Annotated in this window: 22 protein-coding genes and 1 tRNA gene; 12 read left to right on the forward strand and 11 right to left on the reverse strand. The window is 33.2% G+C overall.

Going from position 1 to position 25,619, the window contains the following annotated elements; translation table 11 throughout:
• Nucleotides 1-15 precede the first annotated feature (15 nt).
• The 6 genes from KKQ76_RS07025 (at nt 16) to KKQ76_RS07050 (ending at nt 6,866) form a co-directional block, all read left to right on the forward strand.
• Nucleotides 16-891, forward strand: a complete 876-nt coding sequence (locus KKQ76_RS07025; RefSeq protein WP_213196473.1) for a carbon-nitrogen hydrolase — start codon at nt 16-18, stop codon at nt 889-891.
• Entirely contained in the window at nt 892-1,947 is a 1,056-nt protein-coding gene (locus KKQ76_RS07030; protein WP_213196475.1) for an agmatine deiminase family protein, read from the forward strand.
• Nucleotides 1,948-1,998: 51 nt separating this feature from the next.
• Entirely contained in the window at nt 1,999-3,396 is a 1,398-nt protein-coding gene (locus KKQ76_RS07035; protein ID WP_213196476.1) for an MFS transporter, read from the forward strand.
• 69 nt (nt 3,397-3,465) lie between these two features.
• Nucleotides 3,466-4,923, forward strand: a complete 1,458-nt coding sequence (locus tag KKQ76_RS07040) for a sodium:solute symporter (protein ID WP_213196477.1) — start codon at nt 3,466-3,468, stop codon at nt 4,921-4,923.
• 123 nt (nt 4,924-5,046) lie between these two features.
• Entirely contained in the window at nt 5,047-5,898 is an 852-nt protein-coding gene (locus KKQ76_RS07045; protein ID WP_213196479.1) for a transketolase, read from the forward strand.
• A 20-nt stretch (nt 5,899-5,918) separates the two neighbouring features.
• Complete coding sequence (locus KKQ76_RS07050) at nt 5,919-6,866, forward strand: transketolase family protein (protein ID WP_104792343.1); 948 nt, start codon at nt 5,919-5,921, stop codon at nt 6,864-6,866.
• Nucleotides 6,867-6,943: 77 nt separating this feature from the next.
• Here the strand turns inward: KKQ76_RS07050 and ric are convergent, their stop codons facing one another.
• The 5 genes from ric to KKQ76_RS07075 all read right to left on the reverse strand — a co-directional run bounded on the left by ric (nt 6,944) and on the right by KKQ76_RS07075 (nt 14,078).
• Entirely contained in the window at nt 6,944-7,663 is a 720-nt protein-coding gene (ric, locus tag KKQ76_RS07055; protein WP_213196480.1) for an iron-sulfur cluster repair di-iron protein, read from the reverse strand.
• A 95-nt stretch (nt 7,664-7,758) separates the two neighbouring features.
• Nucleotides 7,759-8,193: an RrF2 family transcriptional regulator gene (locus tag KKQ76_RS07060; protein ID WP_213196482.1), complete on the reverse strand. Its 435-nt coding sequence runs from the start codon at nt 8,191-8,193 to the stop codon at nt 7,759-7,761.
• Nucleotides 8,194-8,256: 63 nt separating this feature from the next.
• Complete coding sequence (locus KKQ76_RS07065) at nt 8,257-8,631, reverse strand: hypothetical protein (protein WP_213196483.1); 375 nt, start codon at nt 8,629-8,631, stop codon at nt 8,257-8,259.
• A gap of 69 nt (nt 8,632-8,700) precedes the next feature.
• Nucleotides 8,701-9,171, reverse strand: a complete 471-nt coding sequence (locus tag KKQ76_RS07070; RefSeq protein ID WP_213188654.1) for an Lrp/AsnC family transcriptional regulator — start codon at nt 9,169-9,171, stop codon at nt 8,701-8,703.
• A 134-nt stretch (nt 9,172-9,305) separates the two neighbouring features.
• A complete protein-coding gene (locus KKQ76_RS07075) occupies nt 9,306-14,078 on the reverse strand; it encodes a translocation/assembly module TamB domain-containing protein (RefSeq protein ID WP_213196485.1) in 4,773 nt (1,590 codons plus the stop codon).
• 5 nt (nt 14,079-14,083) lie between these two features.
• Here KKQ76_RS07075 and tsaD point away from each other — a divergent pair, with 5 nt between their 5' ends.
• The 4 genes from tsaD (at nt 14,084) to KKQ76_RS07095 (ending at nt 17,500) form a co-directional block, all read left to right on the forward strand.
• Nucleotides 14,084-15,100 carry a tRNA (adenosine(37)-N6)-threonylcarbamoyltransferase complex transferase subunit TsaD gene (gene tsaD, locus KKQ76_RS07080; protein WP_213196487.1) on the forward strand — a complete coding sequence of 339 codons (1,017 nt, stop codon included), beginning with the start codon at nt 14,084-14,086 and terminating at the stop codon, nt 15,098-15,100.
• Between the two features lie 89 nt (nt 15,101-15,189).
• On the forward strand, nt 15,190-16,071 hold the full coding sequence (locus KKQ76_RS07085; RefSeq protein ID WP_213196489.1) for a DUF808 domain-containing protein: 882 nt from the start codon (nt 15,190-15,192) through the stop codon (nt 16,069-16,071).
• 154 nt (nt 16,072-16,225) lie between these two features.
• Nucleotides 16,226-16,678 carry an IS200/IS605 family transposase gene (tnpA, locus tag KKQ76_RS07090; RefSeq protein ID WP_213196491.1) on the forward strand — a complete coding sequence of 151 codons (453 nt, stop codon included), beginning with the start codon at nt 16,226-16,228 and terminating at the stop codon, nt 16,676-16,678.
• A gap of 126 nt (nt 16,679-16,804) precedes the next feature.
• Nucleotides 16,805-17,500, forward strand: coding sequence for an RsmE family RNA methyltransferase (locus KKQ76_RS07095; protein ID WP_213196493.1), 696 nt, complete (start codon nt 16,805-16,807; stop codon nt 17,498-17,500).
• Between the two features lie 120 nt (nt 17,501-17,620).
• Here the strand turns inward: KKQ76_RS07095 and KKQ76_RS07100 are convergent, their stop codons facing one another.
• Nucleotides 17,621-18,286: a TrmH family RNA methyltransferase gene (locus KKQ76_RS07100; protein ID WP_213196495.1), complete on the reverse strand. Its 666-nt coding sequence runs from the start codon at nt 18,284-18,286 to the stop codon at nt 17,621-17,623.
• An 86-nt stretch (nt 18,287-18,372) separates the two neighbouring features.
• Here KKQ76_RS07100 and KKQ76_RS07105 point away from each other — a divergent pair, with 86 nt between their 5' ends.
• Nucleotides 18,373-19,398 (forward strand): asparaginase, encoded by a 1,026-nt coding sequence (locus tag KKQ76_RS07105; protein WP_213196496.1) that lies wholly within the window; start codon nt 18,373-18,375, stop codon nt 19,396-19,398.
• Between the two features lie 23 nt (nt 19,399-19,421).
• Nucleotides 19,422-19,508: transfer RNA gene (locus KKQ76_RS07110), tRNA-Ser, on the forward strand.
• A 30-nt stretch (nt 19,509-19,538) separates the two neighbouring features.
• Here the strand turns inward: KKQ76_RS07110 and KKQ76_RS07115 are convergent.
• From KKQ76_RS07115 to porK, 5 genes are all read right to left on the reverse strand, one after another.
• Nucleotides 19,539-20,576: an NAD(P)/FAD-dependent oxidoreductase gene (locus KKQ76_RS07115; protein WP_213196498.1), complete on the reverse strand. Its 1,038-nt coding sequence runs from the start codon at nt 20,574-20,576 to the stop codon at nt 19,539-19,541.
• A 65-nt stretch (nt 20,577-20,641) separates the two neighbouring features.
• A complete protein-coding gene (gene porN, locus KKQ76_RS07120) occupies nt 20,642-21,739 on the reverse strand; it encodes a type IX secretion system ring subunit PorN/GldN (RefSeq protein ID WP_213196500.1) in 1,098 nt (365 codons plus the stop codon).
• A gap of 36 nt (nt 21,740-21,775) precedes the next feature.
• Entirely contained in the window at nt 21,776-23,344 is a 1,569-nt protein-coding gene (gene porM / locus KKQ76_RS07125) for a type IX secretion system motor protein PorM/GldM (protein ID WP_213196502.1), read from the reverse strand.
• Between the two features lie 48 nt (nt 23,345-23,392).
• Complete coding sequence (porL, locus tag KKQ76_RS07130) at nt 23,393-24,079, reverse strand: type IX secretion system motor protein PorL/GldL (protein ID WP_213196504.1); 687 nt, start codon at nt 24,077-24,079, stop codon at nt 23,393-23,395.
• A gap of 44 nt (nt 24,080-24,123) precedes the next feature.
• Entirely contained in the window at nt 24,124-25,533 is a 1,410-nt protein-coding gene (gene porK, locus KKQ76_RS07135) for a T9SS ring complex lipoprotein PorK/GldK (protein ID WP_213196506.1), read from the reverse strand.
• Nucleotides 25,534-25,619: the final 86 nt, after the last annotated feature.

Consider the following 25,619-nt stretch of genomic DNA (forward strand, 5'->3'; position numbering starts at 1 on the left):
AAAAATTCCAAAAAAATGTCAAAAGTAAAAGTAGGCACAGTGCAAATGACCTGTGTAAAAGATAAAGAAACCAACTTGCAAAAAGCCATCGAAAAAGTAAGAGAAGCCGCTGCAAAAGGTGCTCAAATTGTTTGTTTGCAAGAACTTTTCACGTCACTTTATTTTTGTGATGTAGAAGATTATGACAATTTTGATTTGGCAGAAGCCATTCCTGGCCCTTCTACCAATGCTTTGAGTGAAGTTGCCAAAGAATTAGGCGTGGTAATTATTGCTTCCCTTTTCGAGAAAAGAGCGCAAGGTTTGTACCACAACACCACTGCAATTTTAGATGCAGACGGAACTTATCTTGGAAAATACAGAAAAATGCACATTCCGGATGATCCTGCTTTTTACGAAAAATTCTATTTTACGCCTGGAGATTTAGGTTATAAAGTTTTTCAGACCAAATTTGCAAAAATTGGCGTTCTGATTTGTTGGGATCAGTGGTATCCAGAAGCTTCTAGAATCACTGCATTGATGGGAGCTGATATCCTCTTTTACCCTACCGCAATTGGTTGGGCAACAGACCAAGACGAAGAAACCAACGCAGACCAATACAACGCTTGGCAAACCATACAAAGAAGTCACGCTGTTGCAAATGGAGTCCCTGTTGTTTCTGTAAACCGAGTTGGCTTTGAGCAAGATGGCGCTATGAAATTCTGGGGCGGAAGTTTCGTTGCTAATGCACAAGGTAAATTATTGTATCTCGCATCTCACGACCAAGAAGAAGTGGTAGTTACTGAATTAGATTTATCTCAAACCGATTATTTCCGTAAACACTGGCCTTTCTTGAGAGACAGAAGAATAGATTCTTATCAACCTATTGTTAAAAGATTTATAGACGAGGAGTAAATGATAGATTTAAACAAAACCCCGAAATCACAAGGCTACGTTTTCCCAGCAGAATGGGAAGAACACGAAGCTACTTGGCTTTCTTGGCCTCACAAAGAAGAATCTTGGCCAGGTAAATTAGAAGAAATTTATCCTTATTACTGTCAATTTATCAAAATTCTTTCCGAAGACGAATTCGTAAGAATTAATGTAAAAGACGAAGAAATGAGAAAATTTGCCATGGATTGTATTATGCAAGCTGGTGCAAATCTCGAAAATATTGAATTCTATTTCCACGAAACCAACGATGCTTGGTGCAGAGATCACGGTCCCGCTTTTTTGATTAATAAAAATGGTGAAGAACCAGAAAAAGCAATCGTAGATTGGGGTTATAATGCTTGGGGAAATAAATATCCTCCGTTTGATTTAGATGATGTAATTCCTACAAAAATCGGAAAAGAATTCGATATTCCTGTTTTTCATCCCGGAATCGTAATGGAAGGTGGAAGCGTAGAATTTAACGGAAAAGGCACTATTTTGACATCAAAATCTTGTCTTTTGAATAAAAATAGAAATCCTCATCTTTCAAAAGAAGAAATTGAAGAATATCTTAAAAATTATTACGGACAAGAACAGATTCTTTGGGTAAGTGACGGAATTATTGGTGATGATACAGACGGACACATCGATGACACCGTTCGTTTTGTGAATGAAAACACTGTTTTAACCGTTGTAGAAGATAATCCTGAAGACGAAAACTACGAAATCTTGCAAACCAACCTCAGAGAATTGCAAGAAATGAAACTTTTAGATGGCTCTCCTTTAAATATTATTGAATTGCCAATGCCAGATCCTGTAATTTGGGAAGACCAAAGATTGCCAGCTTCTTATGCTAATTTTTACATCTCGAACAAGCACGTTATTGTGCCAACTTATAGATGTGATAAGGACGAAAAAGCATTAGAAATCATCCAAAAATGTTTCCCAGAAAGAAAAGTGGTAGGAATAGATTCCACAGAAATTATTTGGGGATTAGGCAGTTTTCATTGTTTAAGCCAACAAGAACCATTAGTATAAACTATCAAAACCTGCAAATTTGCAGGTTTTATTTTTTGTAAATTTGATGTAATGAAATCACAGATTGAAAATATAGAAACCACCAAAAAAATTCTTCCATTAATATTGGCTACTGCTATTTTCATGCAAATGCTAGATTCTACGATTCTCAATACTTCTCTACCATCCATTGCAAAAGATTTAAACGAGTCACCGCTCAATATGCAAAATGCTATTATCAGCTATGTTTTGACATTAGCTTTATTTATGCCTGTTAGCGGATTTTTGGCAGATAAATTCGGGACGAAAAAAGTATTTATTATTTCTTTAATCCTATTCAGTTTAGGTTCTCTTTTGTGTTCACTTTCCCCAAACTTAACTTTTTTGGTGATTGCGAGGGTAATACAAGGAATTGGAGGAAGTTTAATGACACCAGTTGGTAAATTAGCCCTTATCAAAACTTTTGACAAAAGTGAATTACTGAAAGCGATTAATTTTGCTATTATCCCTGCTTTAATTGGCCCAGTTCTCGGTCCATTAATTGGAGGTTATATGGTAGATTATCTTTCTTGGCATTGGATATTTTTAATAAATCTACCAATTGGGATTTTAGGAATTGTGCTGAGTTTAAAATATATGCCAAATTATTTTTCAAAAATCATAGATTTTGATTTTAAAGGTTTTCTATTTTTTGCAGCAGCATCTTTGTTGATTTCCATCTCACTAGAATGGATGGGAAACGCTAAAAATATAACTCCTGTTCTGTTGGTATTTTTAATGGGTTTTATTTTTATTTATCTCTATTACAGACACGCCAAAAAAGAAGAAAATCCTATTTTCCCCTTAGAATTATTCATGGTAAGAACCTTCAGAGTAGGTTTTTTAGGAAATCTAACTACTAGATTAGGCATTAGCTCAATTCCGTTATTGATTCCTTTGATGATTCAAATTGCTTACGGACAATCTGCAGTAGTTTCTGGATGGATTGTAGCACCGATGGCGATTACAGCGATGTTTGGAAAATCTGCCGTTATTAAAATTCTGAATCGTTTTGGCTACAGAAAAACATTGATGTTCAATACTTTTCTTATTGGCACACTCATTTGTTTAATGGCAATCCCGGGCATTAACACTTCTATTTATTGGTTTATACCTTTAATTTTGGTTTTAGGATTTTTCAATTCTATTCAATTTACCTCTATGAATACTATTTCTATTTCGGATTTGCGAGACAGTCACACCAGCAGTGGAAATTCTTTAATTTCTGTAAATCAACAAATTGCTATAGGATTTGGAATTGCATTTGGTTTAATCATTTTAAAACTTTTTGAAGGTGATACGCAACTTATCAAAGGAAACATCCACAATGCATTTCGATATACTTTTTTGGTGATGGGAATTCTCACTATTTTATCTGGTTTCGTCTTTAGAAGACTCCATTTCAGAGATGGCGATAATATGAAATCTTAAAATCTTTCTTTGAAATAACTTTCTGAAAACGCTAAAAAAACTATATTTGCTCAACTTAAAATCAAATCAATGAATCCAGTTTTTGTAGGAGTAATTTTATCCGTTTATTTTCTGGCGCTACTTGGCGTTTCTTACTACACTTCTAGAAATGCAAATAACCAAACATTTTTTATAGGAAATAAAAATTCTAACTGGCTTTTAGTAGCTTTTGGAATGATTGGCACTTCTCTTTCTGGAGTAACATTTGTGTCGGTTCCTGGAACGGTAGGAACAGGAGGTTTTACTTATTTTCAAGTAGTTTTAGGTTATTTTTTAGGATATTTTGTAGTGGCATTTGTCTTACTTCCTTTGTATTACAAACTGAAACTCACTTCTATTTACACTTACCTTAATGAAAGATTTGGGTTTAATTCTTACCAAACTGGCGCTATTTTTTTCATTATTTCTAGAACTTTAGGCGCCACTGCTCGTTTATATCTGGTTATCAATATTTTAGACTTACTCATTTTCCATAATGACATTACTAAAGCTACCAATATTTCATGGAGTTTTGTTGCCATTTCCGTTGCTATATTATTAATGATTTTAGCTTATACTTTTAAAGGTGGTGTAAAAACTATTGTTTGGACAGATACTTTGCAGACCGTTTTCATGTTAGGCGCATTGCTTATTACTGTAGGTTATATCCTTACCAAAATGAATTTAGGAATTGGCGAAACGTGGTCTCAATTTCAAGGTTTGGGTTATGATAATATGTTTGTTTTAGATATTAATTCTAAAGATTTCTTCTTAAAATCAATTCTCGGAGGAATGTTCATTACCATTTCTATGACAGGTCTTGACCAAGAAATGATGCAAAAAAATATTTCCATCGAAAAATTAGGAAATTCACAGAAAAACATGTTTACTTTTTCGGTGGTTATGGTGATTGTAAATTTCATTTTCCTTTTTATGGGCGGACTTCTTTACATGTACGCTGCTCAAATTGGTGTAGATGCAAAAGGAGACGATTTATATCCTATTTTAGCGTTCCAAAAAATGTCACCTCTCATTGGAGTGGTTTTCATTATTGGACTTATTTCTGCGCTATTTCCTTCTGCAGATGGTGCAATTACAGCACTTACTTCTTCTTTTTGTATTGATATTTTAGGCATCAATAGAAATCAAAAATCAGAAGTTGAAAATTCTAAAACCAGAAAAATAGTTCACCTAACGTTTACTTTAATTTTCTTGATTTTGGTTATTATTTTTAAAGTTATCAATGACAAATCCATCATTGGCTTAATTCTAAAAATCGCAGGATATACTTATGGTCCACTTCTTGGCTTATTCGCATTTGGAATTCTGACTAAACATCAGATTAAAGATAAATTGACACTTTGGGTTTGTTTAGCGGCGCCCATTATCACTTATGCACTCAGCACTTATCTAGAAAAAGCTGAATACGCCTACCAAATAGGAATAGAAGTCTTAATTATTAACGGACTCCTCACCTTTTTAGGACTTTGGCTCATCAGAAAGAAATAAATTTTAAAAAATTCGGTAAATCATTGCCGAATTTTTTTATTTCAAAAAGTAAGAAATCTTTTCATTTTTAATTCTTTCATGCCCCTTAAATTTAGTAAATTTGCAAAACTTATTTTATAAATCATGAGTAAATCTATTGAAGAGTTAAAAGCTCAGGCAACACAAATCAGAAGAGACATTTTAAGAATGGTTCATGCCGTAAATTCAGGACACCCAGGTGGAAGTCTTGGCTGTGTAGAATATTTCACAGCGCTTTATGGCAAAGTGATGAACTACAAACTCCCTTTCTCTATGGAAGGAAAAGATGAAGATCATTTCTACCTTTCTAACGGTCACATTTCTCCCGTTTTCTATTCTACATTAGCAAGAAACGGATTTTTCCCAATTTCTGAACTTTCTACTTTTAGAAAATTAAATTCTAGATTGCAAGGTCACCCAACTACACACGAACATTTAGAAGGCATCAGAATGAGTTCTGGTTCTCTTGGTCAAGGTTTATCTGTAGGAATAGGAGTAGCTTTAGCTAAAAAACTAGATGGAGATTCATCTTTAGTATATACCCTTCATGGAGATGGAGAATTACAAGAAGGACAAATCTGGGAAGCATTAATGTTTGCTGCTGCTAAAAAAGTAGACAACTTAATTTCTACAATAGATTATAACGGAAGACAAATTGATGGTGATACAGATGATGTATTATCTCTAGGAGATTTAAATGCTAAATTAAGAGCTTTCGGTTGGGAAGTTTTAGAAGAGAAAAACGGTAACGATTTAGAAGCAGTGATTGCAGTTTTAGAACATGCAAAATCTAAAACAGGAAACGGAAAACCAGTCGCCATCATTCTTCATACAGAAATGGGACAAGGTGTAGATTTTATGATGGGCTCTCACTCTTGGCACGGAAAAGCGCCAAGTGATGCACAGTTAGAAAGCGCACTTTCTCAACTTTATGTAGAAACCGAAGCAGATTATTAATTCTTCTAAATTTAATACACATGAAATTTACATACACAGAAAAAAAAGATACAAGAAGCGGTTTTGGAGCAGGTTTAGCTGAATTAGCAGACAAAAATCCAAATGTAGTAGCACTTTGTGCAGACTTAATCGGTTCTCTAAAAATGGAGAAATTCATAGAAAAAGCTCCAGAAAGATTTGTACAGACAGGTATTGCAGAAGCAAATATGATGGGTATTGCTGCTGGTTTAGCTACTGCTGGTAAAATTCCTTTCGCAGGAACATTTGCTAACTTTGCTACTTCTAGAGTTTTAGACCAAGTTCGTCAATCTATCGCTTACTCTAATAAAAATGTGAAAATCGCTGCTTCTCACGCTGGTTTAACTTTAGGAGAAGATGGTGCAACTCACCAAGTTTTAGAAGATATCGGTCAAATGAAAATGTTACCAGGAATGGTTGTAATTAATCCTTGTGACTATAACCAAACCAAACAAGCTACTCTAGCTGCGGCAGAATATGAAGGCCCTGTTTATTTAAGATTTGGTAGACCAGTAGTTCCAGTTTTCATTCCAGAAGATATGCCTTTCGAAATTGGTAAAGGAATTTTACTTCAAGAAGGAAAAGATGTTACGATTGTAGCAACTGGACATTTAGTTTGGGAATCTCTTCTAGCTGCTGAAGAATTAGAAAAAGAAGGAATTTCTTGTGAAGTAATTAACATTCACACCATCAAACCTTTAGATGAAGAAATCATTCTAAAATCCGTAGAAAAAACGGGTAAAATTGTTACTGCAGAAGAGCACAATTACTTAGGTGGTTTAGGTGAATCTGTAGCAGGAATGTTATCTAGAAAAAGACCAACTCCACAAGAATTTGTTGCCGTAAATGATACTTTCGGAGAAAGTGGAACTCCAGCTGAATTAATGCACAAATACGAAATAGATGCAGAAGCTGTAGTAAAAGCGGTAAAAAGAGTTTTAGCAAGATAATTTAACTTATCATACCATATAAAATAACCCTAGAAGTTTTTCTAGGGTTATTTTTTGAAAAAACAATTAAAGTGAATTTAATTTTGCAATTCTTTTTGCAACTCAATTGCTTTAGGAAACAGAATATTATTCTCTAAATGGATATGAGTATGTAAATTTTCTTCGAATTCCTGAAGCATTTTATAAGTAACCTGATGCGTGTTACAAGCATCTGAAGGTGGTGTATATTGATTTAAAAGTTGGGCAATTTTTTCGAAACGATCTCCTTCATTTTCATGTTCATGTTTCATCATCTCAATTGGATTTTCTACTGCGCCAAAATGTGGTTTTGGTAATTCTACTCCTCTTCTTTTTGCTTCTACCATGTTTCTAATGAATGGGAATAATACCAATTCTTCTTTTTTCATGTGAGCTCCTAAATCTTCGGCAGATTGTTTAAACAATTCGTGTACTTCAATTAACTCTGGATATCTATCGCCTTTTACTCTTCTTAATTTATCTAAAAACTGAAGCAAATAAATGGTTTTTTCTTCTACATAACGGTGGTGCGTTTTCTCGATATAATCAGACAATAAATCTAAATCCCAAGCTTTAAAATCGATATTCTGAGTTGCACTTTGCGTTACTCTTTCTAAATCTGCATAAATATCTTCTGGATTTTTCTTTTTCACTGCACAAACTTCTTCTATACTTCTATTTCCTTTGCAACAAAAATCGATTCCGTATTTTTTAAATACAGCAGCTGTTCTAAAATCTTCGGCTACAATTCCGCCTATTGTTTTGTCTTTTATTTCCATATTTTTTTCTTTTTTGACAAGACAAAAATACAAAAATATTTTAATAGGACAAATTTATCCGAATTAAATTTAAGAAATAAAAAAAAGAACTATTTCTAGTTCTTTAAGAAGGCAATGCCTTGTTCTGTTTTAAGCGCCATATCATAGACTGATATTTCACTGAGCGAATCTCTTAATTCTTCCCTTATTCCTTTGAATTTATCGTGAAAAGGACAAGGTTTCTCTGAAGTACATTTTTCTAAACCAAATGCACATCTCGTTAAAATATCTGGACCATCTGTTGCGAGTACAATTTCTATGAGTTTAATCTTATCAATCTTGTCTAATTCTACCGAAAACCCACCTTGTTTTCCTTTATTAGATATCAATATTCCCTTCTTAGAAAGAGGTTGTAAAATTTTTGCAACAAAAGCTTCTGGAGCATTTGTAGCTTCAGCGATTTGTTTTACATTGGTTTTTTTACCAGCAAGAGCTTCCTGTGCTATATAAATTACTGATTTTATAGCGTATTCACAAGCTTTAGAAAACATTTTTAATCATTTTAATCATCATTACGACATCAAAGTTAAACAATTTATTCGGATTTTTTTATCTTATTTGAAAAAATTCCATTTTGGTATGATTGCCAATAAACCTAATGCCACATAAGAAAACAGCGTAAACAAATCTGAATACAGCATGGTAGAAAGATAAAACTCATGCAAGTAAAAATGAAACAGAATTGCTACTGGGAACAAGATTACGCCTATTTTTCTATAAAAATAAATCCCCACAATTGATAAAAGTCCGATAATATCTACTGCGAAAATCAAATAAAAGTACCAAACTGGAATATTAATGTCTGTTTTCTGAGAATACTCGGTAAGATCTACTCCTATTCCTAAAAAAGATAATGCTACCATAAAGAAAATGGCAACATAAAAAAAAGTGGTTTTTTCAGGATTTTTGTCAAAATAATTATCTTCCATTCTTTCTAAATTTATAAAAAAAGCTTTTGAAAATTCAAAAGCTTTATACTTTGCGAAAATAATAAATTATTAAACAGAAATAGCATTAATCAATCTATTTTTATCACTTAGAAACTCTTCCATAGAAATCATAGATTCAGTTCTCATAACATCTTGAATGTCATCTATTTGATAAATAATTCTTTTAGCGTCTTCTGTATTTTTAGCTCTTACTTTGCAGAAGATGTTATACTTACCAGAAATTACGCTTGCTTCTACCACATTTGGAATAGACGCTAATTCTGTAAGAACTTCTTGAGTTTTGTTAGATTTGGTTAATAAAATTCCAATAAATGCAGTAAAATGATAATCTAATTTACCATAATCTATATTTAAAGAAGAACCCAGGATAATACCTGCATCTTCCATTTTCTTTACTCTTACGTGAATAGTACCTGCAGAAACATCCATCTGTTTAGCGATTTCAGTGAAAGGCATTCTTGTATTTTCTACTAAAAAATCTAAGATTTTTTTGTCTATTTCATCTAATTGATAATTCATACCAGTATTTTTAGATTATTAAATTTATAAAAATTGCTATCTTTTTTTGCAAATTTATGAAATTTAATTGAAATGATAAAATATTATTTTGACAAAAAAACATTGATTTTTATCAGAAAATTTCTAAAAATCTCTTACTTAGCAGAATCAATTTTAATGGTTTCGGGTTTATTTTTATTAGAATCCTTTAAGGAATCTTTCACTTTATTTTTCTTTTTGAAAAGATTATTAAAGCTTTTACTATACACTACACCGGCTCCATAAGTTTGGTTGGCCGTAGAATTTAGCGTAGTTCCTAAACCTAAGTTAGAAGGCTTAGAATAAGCTCTAAGGATTAACGAACCATCATTTTTCTTAGATACATCATATTCTATAATTCCTTCACCAGAAAGGTAATTTCCGTAGGTGTTTTCGGTTTTCGCAACAGGAATTCCAAAACCAGTTTTCAGTGTAACTCTTGGCGAAAGAATAAAATTACCACCAATATTGGCTCTATCTGCTGTATTAGAAGCTTGGTCACCTTTGATGTAATTCAAGTCGATTTGGAACTGCTCACTAATCGTATTAATTACGTTGCCCAATTGTTTTAAAACCAAATTATACCCCAAATCAGAACCTACATTCCCAATATTGATATTTCCAAATCCACCTGTATTAGAAGTATTAAAATTATTGAGAAGCAATACAGAACCGAATTGTAGCGTTTTTTCGTCGTTATTGCTCATTCTTACCGTCAAAGCTTCTTTTACCTGAGAAGAAACATCTGGAGCTTGAACATCAAACTCAATTTTAGGATTTCTAAGATTTTGGGTAATTTTCGTTTGAAGCATTACATTAATCGGTGGCAAATTACCAACTCCTAAATATTCTGTAGCATTAGAAACTGTTCTGTAATAATTTGCAGTAATATTCAATGCTGGATTAAATGGATCTCCATCCCAAGAAATGCTGCTAAATTTATCAATTTGGAAGGTTTTTTCTAGAATTGCTTTAGAAATATACGTTCCGTTTTCAACAGAATATGTTCCATCAAGAGAAATTCTTCCATTTGGTTTCATGACAAACTTTAATTTATCTGAATCTCCTCTCACCACAATATCTCCGATATCATCTCCCACCAAAACGCTTACGGTAGAACCTTTATCAACACTCAAAAGAAGGTTAATATCCATATTTACCCCTTTTTTCGTTCCTTCATCAATACTTACCACACCCGTTTTGTCTTCTTTTAAGAATCTGAGCATTTTAAATTCATCAACAGAAGAAGTGGTATTACTATTTAAGGTAAAAATACTGTTATTCAAAATTTGGAATGGCTCTGAATCTGTGGGTGTATCTTTACCCGCAGTAATACTGAGTTTCCCATTATCAAAACCTACATACAAGTCACCTTTTCCATAAATTTTACCCCAAAACAAATCAAAATCGCTTTGTTTAGTATCTAAAAGCATCAAATTATCCGAAGTAATTAAGACGTTGGCTCCAATATTAGAAAGATTACTCAAATTAATTTGCGCCAATGAAAGCGTTCCCGAAGAATTATTTCTTCCGTCCCTAATTTTTACAGGTTCAGTAACTAAGATGTTTCCGTTTTGCAATAAGACTGTAGCATCTGCAAAAGTATAATCTACTCCGTTAAAATTAACTTTCAGACCAAAATCCTTTAAAGCAATATCACCAACGTAATTAATATCATTCAGCGGGCCATTAATCGCTACAATTCCCGTTGCTTTCCCTCGGAAATTAGAGAAAATATTGGTCACAAAAGCCTGTACAAAACCTAGATTAAACTCTTGTAAATCTGCAGTCAAATCTAAAGTAGGAGAAGTGGTATTATTATCTACAGTTCCTTTTACTTCTAATTGATTTTTTCCTAAAAATTCAGAAGAAAGGATTTTTGCATTAATGTCAAAAATATTAGGTTGAGCACTATTTTTCGCAGAAATTACCATATCTCCCAATTGTTTTCCGCTTAAGAAAATATCTTTAACTTCTAAATCAACCAAAGGTTCGAAGCTGGTTTTGCTCATTTTCAACTGTATGTTTCCATTGGCAATTCCTTTTAGGTCAAGATTTCCTTTTTGGCTCGGTAATAAGTCTATAATTTTAGAAATTTCTACATTTTTCACATCTATATCTGCGGTGAAATCTTTGGCATCTTTAAAAGTCGCTTCCTTTACAAATAATTCGCTTTCCTCAGAATACAATCGAAGATTTTTAATGAGAAAATCTCCCGTTTTTTTACGATAAGTAATGCTATGATTGAGTTCTGAAGAAGTGTCTACATTCCAAGTAAAATTGTTCAGTTTCAGTTCTGTAGGCTCGAACCTTATTACGTAATCACCATTTGCATCAACTCCTTGATTGATGTTAATGGCATAAGATTTCAAGGTTTCCTTTTCTTCATCTTCTAATGTTCCCAGTTTGAAATTCGCAGCCAAATGAAGCAAGGTATCGTTTTCGTTTCTACCAGTAAGCGTAACGTCTCTCAATACATTTTTGCTGTATTCTACTCTACCAATATTGGCGAAAATTTGTTCAGAAGGATTTGCTGTATTGATTCTGATGACCACATTATTAATCATCGCAGAATCTTTGGTTACCTTGTTTTCGTCTAGTTTATATTCTGGATTTGCTTGCGCCAAAAGTCTATCTGCTTGAGAAATTTCTTGTTTTTTAGTCAAAATATATTTTAGTGAAGTCGAATTAAGATTCAGAACCAAATCATTGGTGTTTCCGTTATACGAACCGTCAATTTTCGCACCTTCAGGAATTTTTAAATTCGGCTCAAAATAATTCACTAGTTTTTGACTTACATCAAAATTGTAGGTAAACTGTTGACCTTTGTACAATCTTCTTAGTGGATTTCCGACCAAAATTTTATCAAAACCATTTTGGAACATTTTTCCTAAATCTCCCAAATTATATTTTCCAGAAATGTTTCCTTTTACCACATTCGGAATATCTGCATCTACAATTCTGTTTCCGTTTTCGAAGTAGGCTTTTACGCTACCATTCGGAACGTCTATTTTTTGGTCACCTGCATAGAAAATCACATTATTGAGTTGCGCATCAAGATTCATATCATTCAAATCCTTGAATGCTAATTTCCCATCAACATTTCCACTAAAAACTGATTTTCCGTTACCTTGAACTCCAAAATAACTTAAATTAAGATAATCGATATTTCCTTTGATATCCGCAAAAAGTCTTGGCGTAGAAAAGTCAATTTTTCCAGTTATTTTTCCTTTTGCTTCTTCATCATTAATGGTAATAATTCCGTTATATTGTTTTTGATCAAGCGTTCCGTCTAGATAGAGATTATTAATGGTTTTTCCTGTGATATCAATTTTAGAAATATTAGATTTGGTTCTTAAAGTCAACGTATTGACATCAAAACCTCTTCCATCTACATTAAATCTCCCCGAAATTAAACCTACCGCATTGTTTTTAGTAATCGCAGAAGTATTGAAATCTTTCACGTCTAAAACACCTACATATCGAGGATTTTGCTGGTCAATATCAGACAAAACAATATCTGCATTGGCTCTACCAATAGTTGTAATGGCATTTCCTTTGGCAATCACTCTTTTTGGCGTAACATCTACAGCTCCTTTATACTGAATTCTTCCAAAAGGATCTGCGAAATTCTTCATTTTATTGGCTACAAAACTCGGAACCATCGCTCGAAGCGCAGGATAAGTAAAATTGGTAGAAATGTTATTGGTTACAATATTGAAATTCCCTTTCAATAAATTTCTAAACTTAGTATTGGGTGTGTAAATATTTACATTTTCGCCAGTTAAAAGGAAATCATTGAGTCTGAAATTATTCAGCGGTCCGTTCATGTCTCCCGAAAGATTGATGGCGGTATAATTATCCCATTTAGTAGCAAAATAGGAAATATCATAGCCTGAAATAGCGCTTCCGCGCTTCATTTTCATTTCCCAATTCACTTTATTATTGAAATCTTGCCACTTGGTTTCTTTATCTAAATGAAAAGTAAGGTCGCCTTGTAAAAGCGAATGATCGGTATAAAGTGTTAAATCCTTTAAACTCAAAAATTCCTTAGACATCGAAAAATCAGTAGAAAATGTATCTAAAATGTGTACTTTTCCCCATCTTTTGGTCTTAAAACTAAGATTATTAATTCTAGCAGAAATATCTGGTCCAGAAATATTAAGATGTGGTGCAATAAGATTTACATTTTCTGCTTGCAACCATTTTCCTTCGTCTCCATCGTGATTTTGATTAATGATAGAAATTTTAGAATTTAAAATAACTACTCTAGAATTGAGTTTGAAAGGTGGTTTTTTAGGATCACTTGGTTTTCCACTATCAAATTTGGTAATAAATCTGTTAAAATTATCAATAGAATCACCTTTATAAGTCACCACTTTTACATCTGCCTCAGAAAGCGTCAATGTAGAAAAATCAAGTTGTCTAGATTTTCCAATTTTCAAGATTGATAACCAGTCAGAATCTGCTCTAAATTGCTTGGCAAAAATTAAATCATTATTTCTGTCGTCCTTTATTCTAAGACCATGAATGATAACATCTCCCAGAATGTTCACTTCTACTTTTTCTTTGGAAATTTTCACTCCAAAATCATCTTCCAAGAATCCTAAAGCTCTACTGGCTGCATAATCCTTAGTTGCAGGAAGATTGATAATAATTAAAAAGGTAAGAAATAAAAAAGACGCAATTGCAGCAAACCAAATGAACAATTTGGCCCACCAAGAAAACTTTTGTACATCTTCTACAGCCTGAGCTACAGTTTCTTTGGCCGCTTCTACAGGATGTTCTATGGTGTGTTTTACGCCTTCTGCAACATCAGTTATTTTTTCACCAACTTTTTCTGAAATTGGTTTGTTGTTTTCGGAGTTATTATTTTCTAAATTTGCCATTAATTATGAATGAACCAATTATTTTAGGAATAGAATCTTCTTGTGATGATACTTCTGCTGCCATTATTAACGGAAATAAAATCCTTTCTAATATAGCAGCGAATCAAACGGTACACCAAGAATATGGTGGCGTAGTTCCAGAATTGGCTTCTAGAGCCCACCAACAAAACATTATTCCCGTAGTGGAAAAATCCTTCACTAAAGCAAATATACAACAAAAAGATATTTCTGCCATAGGATTTACTCGCGGACCTGGACTTTTAGGCTCTCTGCTTGTAGGAACTTCTTTTGCCAAATCTTTGGCGATGAGTTTAGATGTTCCATTGATTGAAGTTAACCATCTTCAGGCGCATATTCTTTGTCACTTTATCGAAGATGCAAATCCGATGCCACCCAAATTTCCATTTCTATGCCTTACCGTTTCTGGAGGACACACCATGATTGTTTTGGTGAAAGATTATTTTGATATGGAAATCATCGGAAAAACCATTGATGATGCAGCTGGTGAAGCTTTTGACAAAATCGGAAAAATCATGGGATTAGATTATCCTGCAGGTCCAATAATCGATAAACTCGCTAAATTAGGAAATCCTGATGCTTTCACTTTTGGAAAACCAAAATTAGAAAATTACGATTATTCTTTTAGTGGAATTAAAACTTCGGTTTTATATTTTCTTCAAAAACAACTGAAAGAAAATCCAAATTTCATTCAAGAAAATGTAGAAAATCTTTGCGCTTCTGTTCAGAAAACCATCATCGATGTATTGATGAAAAAATTAGAAAAAGCTGCCAAAGATTACGATGTTAAAGAAGTAGCAATTGCTGGTGGTGTTTCCGCCAATTCTGGTTTGAGAGAAGCCATGCAAAAAAATGTAGAAAAATTAGGCTGGAACGTTTACATCCCGAAATTTGAATACACAACAGACAATGCAGCAATGATTGCCATGGTTGCAAAACTGAAATTCGAACGTGGAGAATTCACAGATTTAAGAACCAGCGCAACTGCAAGATATGATATGTAATGATGATGGATGATGGATGATGTAAATGATAATATCATAATTTTAAATTTTAAACAAACTCATAACTTATAACACTTAACTAAACACTTATGGCTTCAGGCTTTTTTGCAATTTTAGATGATATCGCTGCATTGATGGACGATGTAGCAGTTGCTAGTAAACTGGCAACTAAAAAAACCGCGGGAATTTTAGGAGACGACTTAGCTGTAAACGCCGAAAAAGCAACAGGTTTCCTTTCTTCCAGAGAATTACCTGTACTTTGGGCAATTACCAAAGGTTCATTTCTCAACAAATTGATTATTTTACCCATTATTTTTGGGTTAAATTGGTTATTTCCTGCAGCCATTAAAGTTATTTTAGTGATTGGTGGTTTATATCTGGCTTATGAAGGTGCCGAAAAAATTATAGAATTTTTCTTTCATAAGAATGACCACAAAACAGAACACGAAGAAGCTCTAGATGTGATGGATGATCCTATCGCTGCAGAAAAAGCAAAAGTAAAATCTGCTATTACTACCGATTTCATCCTATCTCTAGAAATTATAATTATTGCTTTAGGTTCTGTTTTAGATAAACCATTATTAAACCAAATCCTAACCGTTACAGTCGTTTCAATCATCGCTACAGTAGGTGTTTACGGAATTGTAGCTTTAATTGTAAGAATGGATGACGCTGGTTACAAACTGCAAAAAAAATCTAAAAAAGAAGGTGGAATTTTATTTAACATTGGTCAATTGCTTATCAATATGTTACCTTGGGTAATTAAAATTTTAGGAGTAGTAGGTACTATTGCTTTAATTTTAGTAGCTGGAGGAATTTTCCTACACAATGTAGAATATTTACATCATTCGGTTGAAAATTTACCTACTCCTGCTATTGTCAATGAATTTGGCGCTGGAATTATTGGCGGTGTCATCATGGTATTGGTGATTACTTTAGTAAAAAAAATTATTTCACTGTTTAAAAAGTAATGAACACTGATAACGCAGATTTTAAGGATTTTTGCTGAACATAAAGAAAATTAGGTACAAAGTACCGAAATCAATAGCAAAGTGTGGAGCACTTTGGCAAAAATAAGCCATACCAAAAAAGGTGCGAAGCACCGAAATCTAAAAAACTATTAAAATGGGACAATCTTTAGTAAAAAATTATATTCACATCACTTTTAGTACTAAAAATAGAAATAATTTAATTACTGAAGATATTGAAGAAGAACTCTACAATTATATAGGAGGAATTTGCAAAAATTTAAAATGTAATCCTCTAAAAATTGGTGGGTACAAAAACCACGTTCATATTTTGTGTTTATTACATAAAAACATGGCACTATCAAATTTAATTGAAGAAATAAAGTCTCATTCATCAAAATGGATTAAAACTAAAGGAGATAAATTTAAAATTTTCTATTGGCAAAATGGTTATGGAAGTTTTTCTGTAAATCCGAGAGAGGTTAATAAAGTAGTTGATTATATTAAGAATCAAAAAGAACATCATAGAACAAAAGGTTTTCAAGAAGAGTTTTTGCTATTTTTGAAAAATTATGAAATTGAGTTTGATGAAAAATATATTTGGGATTGATTTCGCCACTTCGTGGCTTCGCAAATCCAATTTTAATTTTACAAAGGGCTAAAGCCCTTTGCTAATGATATCGCCACTTCATGGCTTATTACAAGTACAAAACATTTCAAAAATATTTAAAATAAAATGAAACTTTTCTTTGGCGAAATTATTCCAGATGTAAAAATTAATGACGAAGAGCAACAGCACATTGTGAAAGTTCTTCGTATGAAAGAAGGCGAAGAAATCTTCGTGACAGACGGAAAAGGAAATCTCGCCAAAGGAAAACTCGTTTTTGAAGGGAAAAAAGTCAGTCTGAACGTTACCAAAATTCAAGAATATTTTCCGAATATTACCAGACAATTACATATTGCGATTGCTCCCACCAAAAACATCGACAGAATTGAATTTTTTGTTGAAAAGGCAACAGAAATGGGTATTTCTGAGATTACTATTCTAAATACTGAAAAAACAGAACGTAAAAACCTGAACATCGAAAAACTCAGAAAACAAGCTGTTGCAGCCTCTAAACAAAGTTTAAGATTCTTCTTTCCAAAAATTAATGATATTACAAAACTTTCAGATTTTATTAAACATGTAAATCCGGAAATGACTTTTGTGGCACATTGCGATATTGCTTTTGAACGCATCAACCTTAGCGAAATTCCCGAATTGCCCAATCCTACTTTCCTTATTGGTCCAGAAGGTGATTTTTCTGAAAAGGAAATTAAAATGTTAGCCGAAAAAGGCATTAAAGCTGTTTCACTGGGGCACCAAAGATTAAGAACTGAAACCGCAGGGATTTTCGTAGCTGCGTGGAATTATTTTAAGTCAATTTCTTAAGAGTTAATCGTGATTTTTTTTCAGAAAAGTAAATTTTAAAAATTTTCTCGCTGATTAGCAGATTTAGCAAATTCTCTTTAGCGGAAAATTATTTATATTTCATCAGCGTAGTCTGTGGAACTAACCTTTCAAAAACCTTTCCAAAAGTTCTTCGCCACTTCTTATAGAATTTACTGTCCATCTGATTTTCATTTCCAGTAATTTTTCTTTGGACAATTTATAATCAATTCCAGATTTCATGAGCTTTTGCTTCAATTCGTACATACAAATTGCGGCGGCAACCGAAACGTTAAAACTTTTGGTAAAACCATACATGGGAATTGCCAAAGTTTCATCTGCAAAATCTAAAATTTCATCAGAAACACCTTCCAATTCTGTCCCAAAAACCAATGCAATCGGTTCTTTTACTTCGTAATCAGGCAACATGGTTGCATTATTCTCTGGAGAAACCGCCAAAATTTTATAACCTCTGTTTTTAATTTCCTTCAAAGAATCTAAATTATTTGGCATTTTTTCAACTTTCACCCAAGTTTCTGCACCTTTCGTCACCTTCAAATTTGGGTTGAAAACATTTTCTTCTTCCAAAGCAACCACGTGATGAAAACCGCAAGCTTCCACACTTCTTACAATCGCTGCTGCATTACGGAACTGATACACATCTTCCATCACCGGAAGCACAAAATCTGAACTTTCCTGAGAAAAATGCTCTATTTTGCTCAATCTTTCATCAGTAAGAAATTGTTTTAGATAATCAAAAGTTTCTTGAAATCTGTTTTTAGGAATCATTTGGCAAAATTGCAAAATATTTTAGAAATTAACTTTAAATTTTTAACTTTAAAGTCTGAAAAATTCTACAAAAAAGAAAATTTTACATGAAAAGAAAAGTCCTCATCATATACACAGGCGGAACCATCGGAATGGAGAAAGATTATGAAACCAATAGTCTTCGCGCTTTTGATTTCAATCATATTTTCAATAAAATCCCAGAGATGAATCTGCTTGAATGCGAAGTAAGTGTTCATCAGTTTTCAGAACCTTTGGATTCATCAGATGTAGGACCTGAAGAATGGAAGGAAATCGCTCAATTGATTGAGGAAAATTATCACCTTTTTGATGGATTTTTGATTCTTCACGGAACAGATACGATGGCTTACACGGGTTCTGCACTGAGTTTCATGCTTAAAAATTTAAGAAAACCTGTGATTTTGACAGGTTCGCAATTACCAATCGGAGATTTAAGAACTGATGCCAAAGAAAATTTGCTCACCAGTCTTTATTATGCGAGTTTATATCAAAATGATGAAGCGGTGGTACAAGAAGTGGCGCTTTATTTCGAATATAAATTATTAAGAGGAAACCGTTGTTTAAAATATTCTGCCGAGAATTTCGATGCATTTATCAGTCCAAATTACCCTATTTTAGGAGAATCTGGTGTTCACTTAAAGGTTGAAGAAGCCATGCTATACAGAACGCCTCATCAAGAAGATTTTTCGGTGGATTTACATTTGAATGACAGCATTCTTTTGTGGAGAATTTTTCCTGGAATCAATTTAGAAAGTTTGCCTCAAATTCCTAAAATCAAGGTTTTAATTCTTCAAGTTTTCGGTTCTGGAACAATTTTTAGCAATAAAAAAACGGAAGAAGTGCTTCAAAAAATCAGAAATAACGGAACTGAAATCGTGGTGATTTCTCAATGTGTTTCTGGAGGAATAAGCATCGGAAAATATAATAACAGTAATATTTTCAAAAAGATAGGCGCAATAAGCGGTCATGACATCACTGCCGAAAGTGCTTTGGCAAAAGCTATGCATTTAATCGATAACCCGAATTATTCAGGAAATTTTGCAGAAAATTTTAAGAAAAATCTGCGCGGAGAAATTTCGGAAATTGAAGAATAAATTCTACCTTTGCCATCTGAAAAAGAAAGGTGTCCGAGTGGTTGAAGGAGCTACCCTGGAAAGGTAGTATACGGGTAACTGTATCGAGGGTTCGAATCCCTTCCTTTCTGCAAAAAATCCGCAAACTATTGCGGATTTTTTTATTGAAATCTTTTTAAATCTACTTCTGGATGTATTTCTTCGCCGTTTTCTAAATGATGGTAAAGGTTAATGGAGAAATAATTTCCATTTAGGATTCCTCTTGCTCCCAATCCATTAAACACATATAAATTACCAAATTCTGGATGATTTCCTATAATCGGTCTTCTATCTTTAACGGTAGGTCTAAATCCGAATTTCACTTCTTTTACTTCAAAATCATGAGGATAAAACTCTGCTAAAGCATTGGTAAGTTTTTCTACCGCAGCATCGTCAATTTTATGATGGATTTGTTCACGGTCATACGTTCCGCCATAGTAATAATTTCCGTTGTTCAATGGAAAAATAAAATGCTTCTTTTTAATGGTAAAATCATCTTCTAAAGGCACAGAAAGTTGAACTTCTAAATGATGGCCTTTATTCTGATGTACGGGAATTTCTGAGAAAAATGGGTTTTCTTTGACTGTGATTCCTTCGGCAAAGATTATTTTTTTAAACGAAATATCTTTGTAGGTAGAATCATTTGGTTTCAATAACTGATAATCAAATTTTTTTTTAACTAGATGATTTTGATTTTCTAAAAAGTTCATCATATCTGTGAAAAAACCACTTACATCTAAACGAGAAGATTGATTCACCACTCCACATTCAAATGGATTTTTGACAGAATTAAGTTTTACAAAATCTTTGGAAAGAAAAGGTTTCAAATTTTCGTCATCTGATTTTTTCAGCCATAATTCTTTTTCTTTTTCGTCATGAAAAACTCTTAGAATGGGTTTTTCTATCAAGTAATTTTGACCTGTATATTGTTTTATTTCGGTCATGGTATTTTTAAGAGAATCGATTTGTTCTTGCGCTAACCAAAAAGTGGTAAAACGTTTAAGAACCGCAGGATTTATCATTCCAGCAGAAACCATTGATGCGCTTTTTTTGCTTTCGGTAAAAAGTAAAAATGATTTATTATTTTTAATGAATTGATGCGCTAAAAACATTGCTGCATAACCATCTCCTACGATAATATATTCTACGGATTTCGTCATAAATTGTCAATAAAAAAACCTAAGCAAAGATACTTAGGTTTTTTGTTTATATAAGGATATTTGGATTAATAATTCCACATATCGTTCTCCATTTCTAGAATTTGATTTTTAATTCTGTCAGATTCTTCTAATTGTTCTTCGGCATCATTAGGAATATAATCTTTAATGATTCCTGTTCCTAAACCATTGTCTGATTTATAAATAATTGAAGAAAATCTTCTAGCATTAAGAATATCATCATAAGTTAAATCTGAAGATAAGTTTTTGCTATTGAAAACTACTGAGTTCGCAAGAACTTCTCTAGCATCTGGATAATACACCCAGAAAAGATCAATTAATTCATCTTTGTTACCTAAAGAAACACCATCAGCAGTTTTTTCTGCCATCATGGTAGGATCTGGTCCCATGGCAGCAATACCTAGAAGCCTGTATTTCATTTGACCATCTCTTCTGTCTACGTACCACATTCCTTTAACTTTAAGAAGTTTTACGCTTTCAGTTTTAGTTTCAATAACGTCTGTTCCAGCTTTGATATCTTCTGGAGTAAGTTTTTCTCCAGCATTTCTTTTATCAATTAACCAGTCAGATTCTTTAGTTACTGACAATCTTTGCTTAATTGCTTCAGGAGCAAGCTTGGTCATGAACATTTCATCATCATATACTTCTTTTATATCACCACTCATGATGTTGTCAATCAACAATTGATATAAAGATTTATTTTGAGAAACAATTCCGTCAGCATTATGATAAAATGGCTGATTGATTTTTTCATTCATATCAATAATTTCCCAAACCACCATACTTCTTAGCACGTCCTTTTCATCTATATAACCATAGCTAATAGGTTTATTTCTAGCAGAAATAACTGAATCACCTTTCTTAACAGTACCAATCTCTCTGTATACTCTGAAAGCTGCAGGAGATTTAGCATTTAATATAGATAATGAGTTAATAGGCTCTAAATCAGCTTCTGGTTGTGCTGTAGCTGTAACTTCAGTATTAACATTAGGAGAAACAGGAGCTGCTTCAACTGCGGGAGCTGGAGTTTCTTGTTTAGCAACTGTAGTTTTTTTAGCAGTTCTCTTCTTCGTAGTTCTTTTCTTTGTCTGCGCGTCTACAGAAAAAACACTTAATGCTAATAGTAAAATTAAAATCTTTTTCATTTTAATGATATGATATGTATATTCTTAATAACTAAATTATTGAACATTTATTACAACCGGACTGATTTTTTTAAGTGTTTGACCACCTAAACCAGTTGCAGTTGCTTGAATACCTGCAATGTAACAAATATCTCCTGATCTTAAGTTTTTAGTAAGACCTGCTACAGAGCTTAATGAATTACCATTTACAAACATCGCAGCTTTTCCTGGAACTTTAAATTTGAAGCCTGTTACTTGGAATGACACAGGGAAATCAAATTCTGGGATAGCAGCACCTACTGTTTGATTAGCAATAGAAGTTGCTGGCATTGTAACCTCGTTTTCACCTCTAATTTGTCCTTGAGGAGCTGGTACATTTTTAACTCTAAATTCAAATTTCTGAGAAATTGGTTGACCTTTTGGCCCTTTTCCTGAAATGGTTAATGTAGTAGTATTACCTGAACCTGGAGTAATGATCCAAGATCCACCACCTTTTTTAGTAACTGTTCCGCCAGTTGCAGTAAGTGTAGTTTGGCTATTATCAGCACCAAGGATAGAACCAGAAATTGGGTTCTGAACACCACGGTATAAAACGTTCATTTTATCAGCAGATAATAAAGCTCCACTTTCGAAGGCTACTTCTTTAGCACCTGGAACTACTCTATATGGATGAGAGAATTTGTATTCTAATTTTTTACCATTAGCATCATTAAATGAAACTACACCATTGAAAGTATATTCACCAGGAGTAGAAGAAACTAATGATTTATAACCAATTCCGTTTTCTGTTCTGTCTGCACCAGCAACACCAAATCCTGGTAAATTGCTATCATAAGTACCAATGAATACTTTAGCTTCAGCTGGCTCTCCTTGGATAATTACATCTGGAGCAGCAACTACAGCTTCGAAAGCATCAAACTTGATATCTGCATCTACTTTTTCTCTTAACATTAAAGAAAGAGCGTCTGACTGTAAGTTTCTAGCTTCTGACTGAATAACTTCTAAGTTAGAAAGCGCAGCAATTAAAGGCTGGTTATAAAACTTATACTGTAACCAGTTTTTACCTTGTTCTTTATAAAGAGCGTCATCTGTTGACAATCTATACTTAGCTCTAGTAACAACAGAAGATAAATCTTTATTGTTCCCAAAATTCTGAATGATGTAGCTTTGAAGCGCAGCCATTTTAGTTTTTAATTCCTCAGAATTTTTAGAAGGTAACTCTGCATCTCCTCCCTTAAAGAACTTTTTAGTTACAGCGTCTGTATTGTTTAGAGAAGAAAAATTATCTTCTACATTTTTGTCAGCATCAAATCCTGCTTCTGTTTTTAATTGTCCTTTTATTGTTTCAATAAAACCAACTAAGTCATCAGCTTTTGACTTCATTCCTTTGTATTGTTGACTTGCCAAACCAAAGGTTTCTGGTGAATTATCAGCTTTTTGTTTAAGGGTTAATTCAAAAATATCGTTCTTTTTCTCTGCTAATGTTCTAGAATCGGTAAGAGATTGATTGGTATCTTGAAATGATCTGATGATTTCTTGGTCTATCTGCATTGCAAGCATCGCAATGAAAACCAGATACATCAAGTTAATCATTTTCTGACGAGGTGTTTGTTTTCCTTTTGCCATTTTAATTCTTTTTTTTAAATTTTTATTGATTAAAATATTGAAAGAAAATTAAGCTTTCATTGCAGAAAGCATACCTCCGTAAACTCTATTAAGATTATTTAAATTAGATGTAAGACCTGCTAATTCATCATTAAATTTCTGAGATTGGTCTGCAGATTTTTGGATATCTTCTACATACTTTTTGCTCATTTCGCTTTGTGCTTTACCATGCTCTAATTGTAGTGCATATAATGCATTCATGCTTTCTAGGTGACTAGCAGCCAAAGTTAATTGGTCATTATATTTAGTAGTAGCTTGTGATACATCTACAGTAGAATTAATTTGTTCTACAGAAGTTGAGAATTTATCAATTCCTGTTTTTAGTCTTTCGAATAATTCTACATCTAGTTTAGCATCAGCTAACATTTTATCTAATTTATTTGACAAGGTAACGTCTAAGTCAGAAGTTTCTACCGTAGCTACTTTTCTAGCTTTTGGCTGAGCATCTGCATCTAATAATTCTGGATAAACATTTTCCCAAGCGTATGATGCTTCTTCTTTAGGTGCATCAAATGCGAAGATTAAGAAAATTAAAGCTTCTACACCTAAACCGATTGCTAGAATCCAAGTACCCGTTAATGGTCCAATATTCCAGTGATTTAACTTAAATAATGCTCCCAAAATTACAACAGCAGCACCTGCTGAATAAATAAAATTTAAAGTTGTGTCTTTAGTTTTAAACGGATTCCCAATCATACCTTTGATTTTTTAATAGTTTTTGATAATTTAATTTTTACTTTTTATTTGCTTGATCTTCTCAATCTAGCTGTTCCTGCAGGAACGTCTTGAATAGTTCTAAAACCAATATAACTTCTTGCAGAATCTTTTCTTTCCCAGTCTCTATAGCCTGTCATTAATAAGTAACCTACATCTTTCCAAGAACCACCTCTTACAGATTTTTTAAGTTCTCTGTAGGCTTGGTTTGATAAGTAAGGATTTAAAGTTGACGAGAATTGATAAGTAGAGTTGCTGTAAGGAGACTCCGTCCATTCTGCTACGTTTCCAGCCATGTCATATAATCCAAATCCATTTCTATGGAAACTTTTTACTCTTGCAGTATATGGATAAGTTCCTTTCTTTTCGTCTTCAATATAATTACCTCTTTTCGGCTTAAAGTTTGCTAAATAACAACCTCTATCATCTGTAAGATAAGGACCACCCCAAGGATAAGTTGCATTTTCTAGACCACCTCTTGCTGCGTATTCCCATTCTGCTTCTGTTGGAAGTCTAAATTTCATAGGATTGTCTCCTCTTTTTTTACCAGATTTCACATAGTCTCTTTTTGCTTTCGTTTTATAATCACAAAAAGCTCTTGCTTGATCCCAAGTTACTCCTACTACTGGATAATCTTTATAAGCTCTATGCCAAAAATATCTATCAAATAAAGGCTCGTTATATGCATAGTTGAAATCTTTAACCCAAACTGTAGTATCTGGATAAACTGCAATGCTTTCTTTTTTAAGATAGCTTGCACTTCTTGTTTTATCTTTTACCGCAGTTGCTATATCTTCCCACTCGTAAGAATATTTTAATTTCTGAGTATCAAGAAGTCTTTCGTTGTTAATTCTTTTAGCTGGCGGTAAGTAAAGAGATTCCATTACCTCTGCATATTTTTCGTCTGGATATTGACCAGTTTTCCAGTATAATGGCACTCTCCAATCTAATTTTCTAGAATCATTATACCCGTCTCTATCTCCTTGAGCTTCTAAATATTTTTGATATGCGTTTGCATCATCACCAGCTTTTTTAGCTAAAAAAGCATATCTCCCAATTCCATCTTCATTGGTATCATCACCTGCAGCTTCTGCTAATAATGTTCTCGCAATAGAGTCTCTTACATAGTTTACGAAGAGTCTGTATTCTGAATTGGTTACCTCTGTTTCGTCCATAAAAAATGAAGAAACAGTAACGGTTTTCAGAGGAGCTTTTTCTGGAGTTGCGGTAAAGTCTGCATCAGCCTGCCCCATTACGAAAGAACCACCAGGAATGGCCACCATACCGTAAGGTCTTTGAGCCTCGAAAGACTTTTTACTTTCTTTTGGCACCAATTCTCCTCTAGAGTCTGGTTTTCCAGAGCTTGCTCTTCCTCCACCTTTAGAACATGAAACCACAAAAGATGCTGCAAGCATCAAAAGAAACATTCTTTTCATTATACTATTATAGTTTAAAGCGGTAAATATATAATTAATTTTTTTTTTAACAAATCTTTAAGATTTTTTTTAAACGAAAATTAAAG

It is taken from the genome of Cloacibacterium caeni (genome assembly GCF_907163105.1).
Taxonomy (GTDB): domain Bacteria; phylum Bacteroidota; class Bacteroidia; order Flavobacteriales; family Weeksellaceae; genus Cloacibacterium; species Cloacibacterium caeni_A.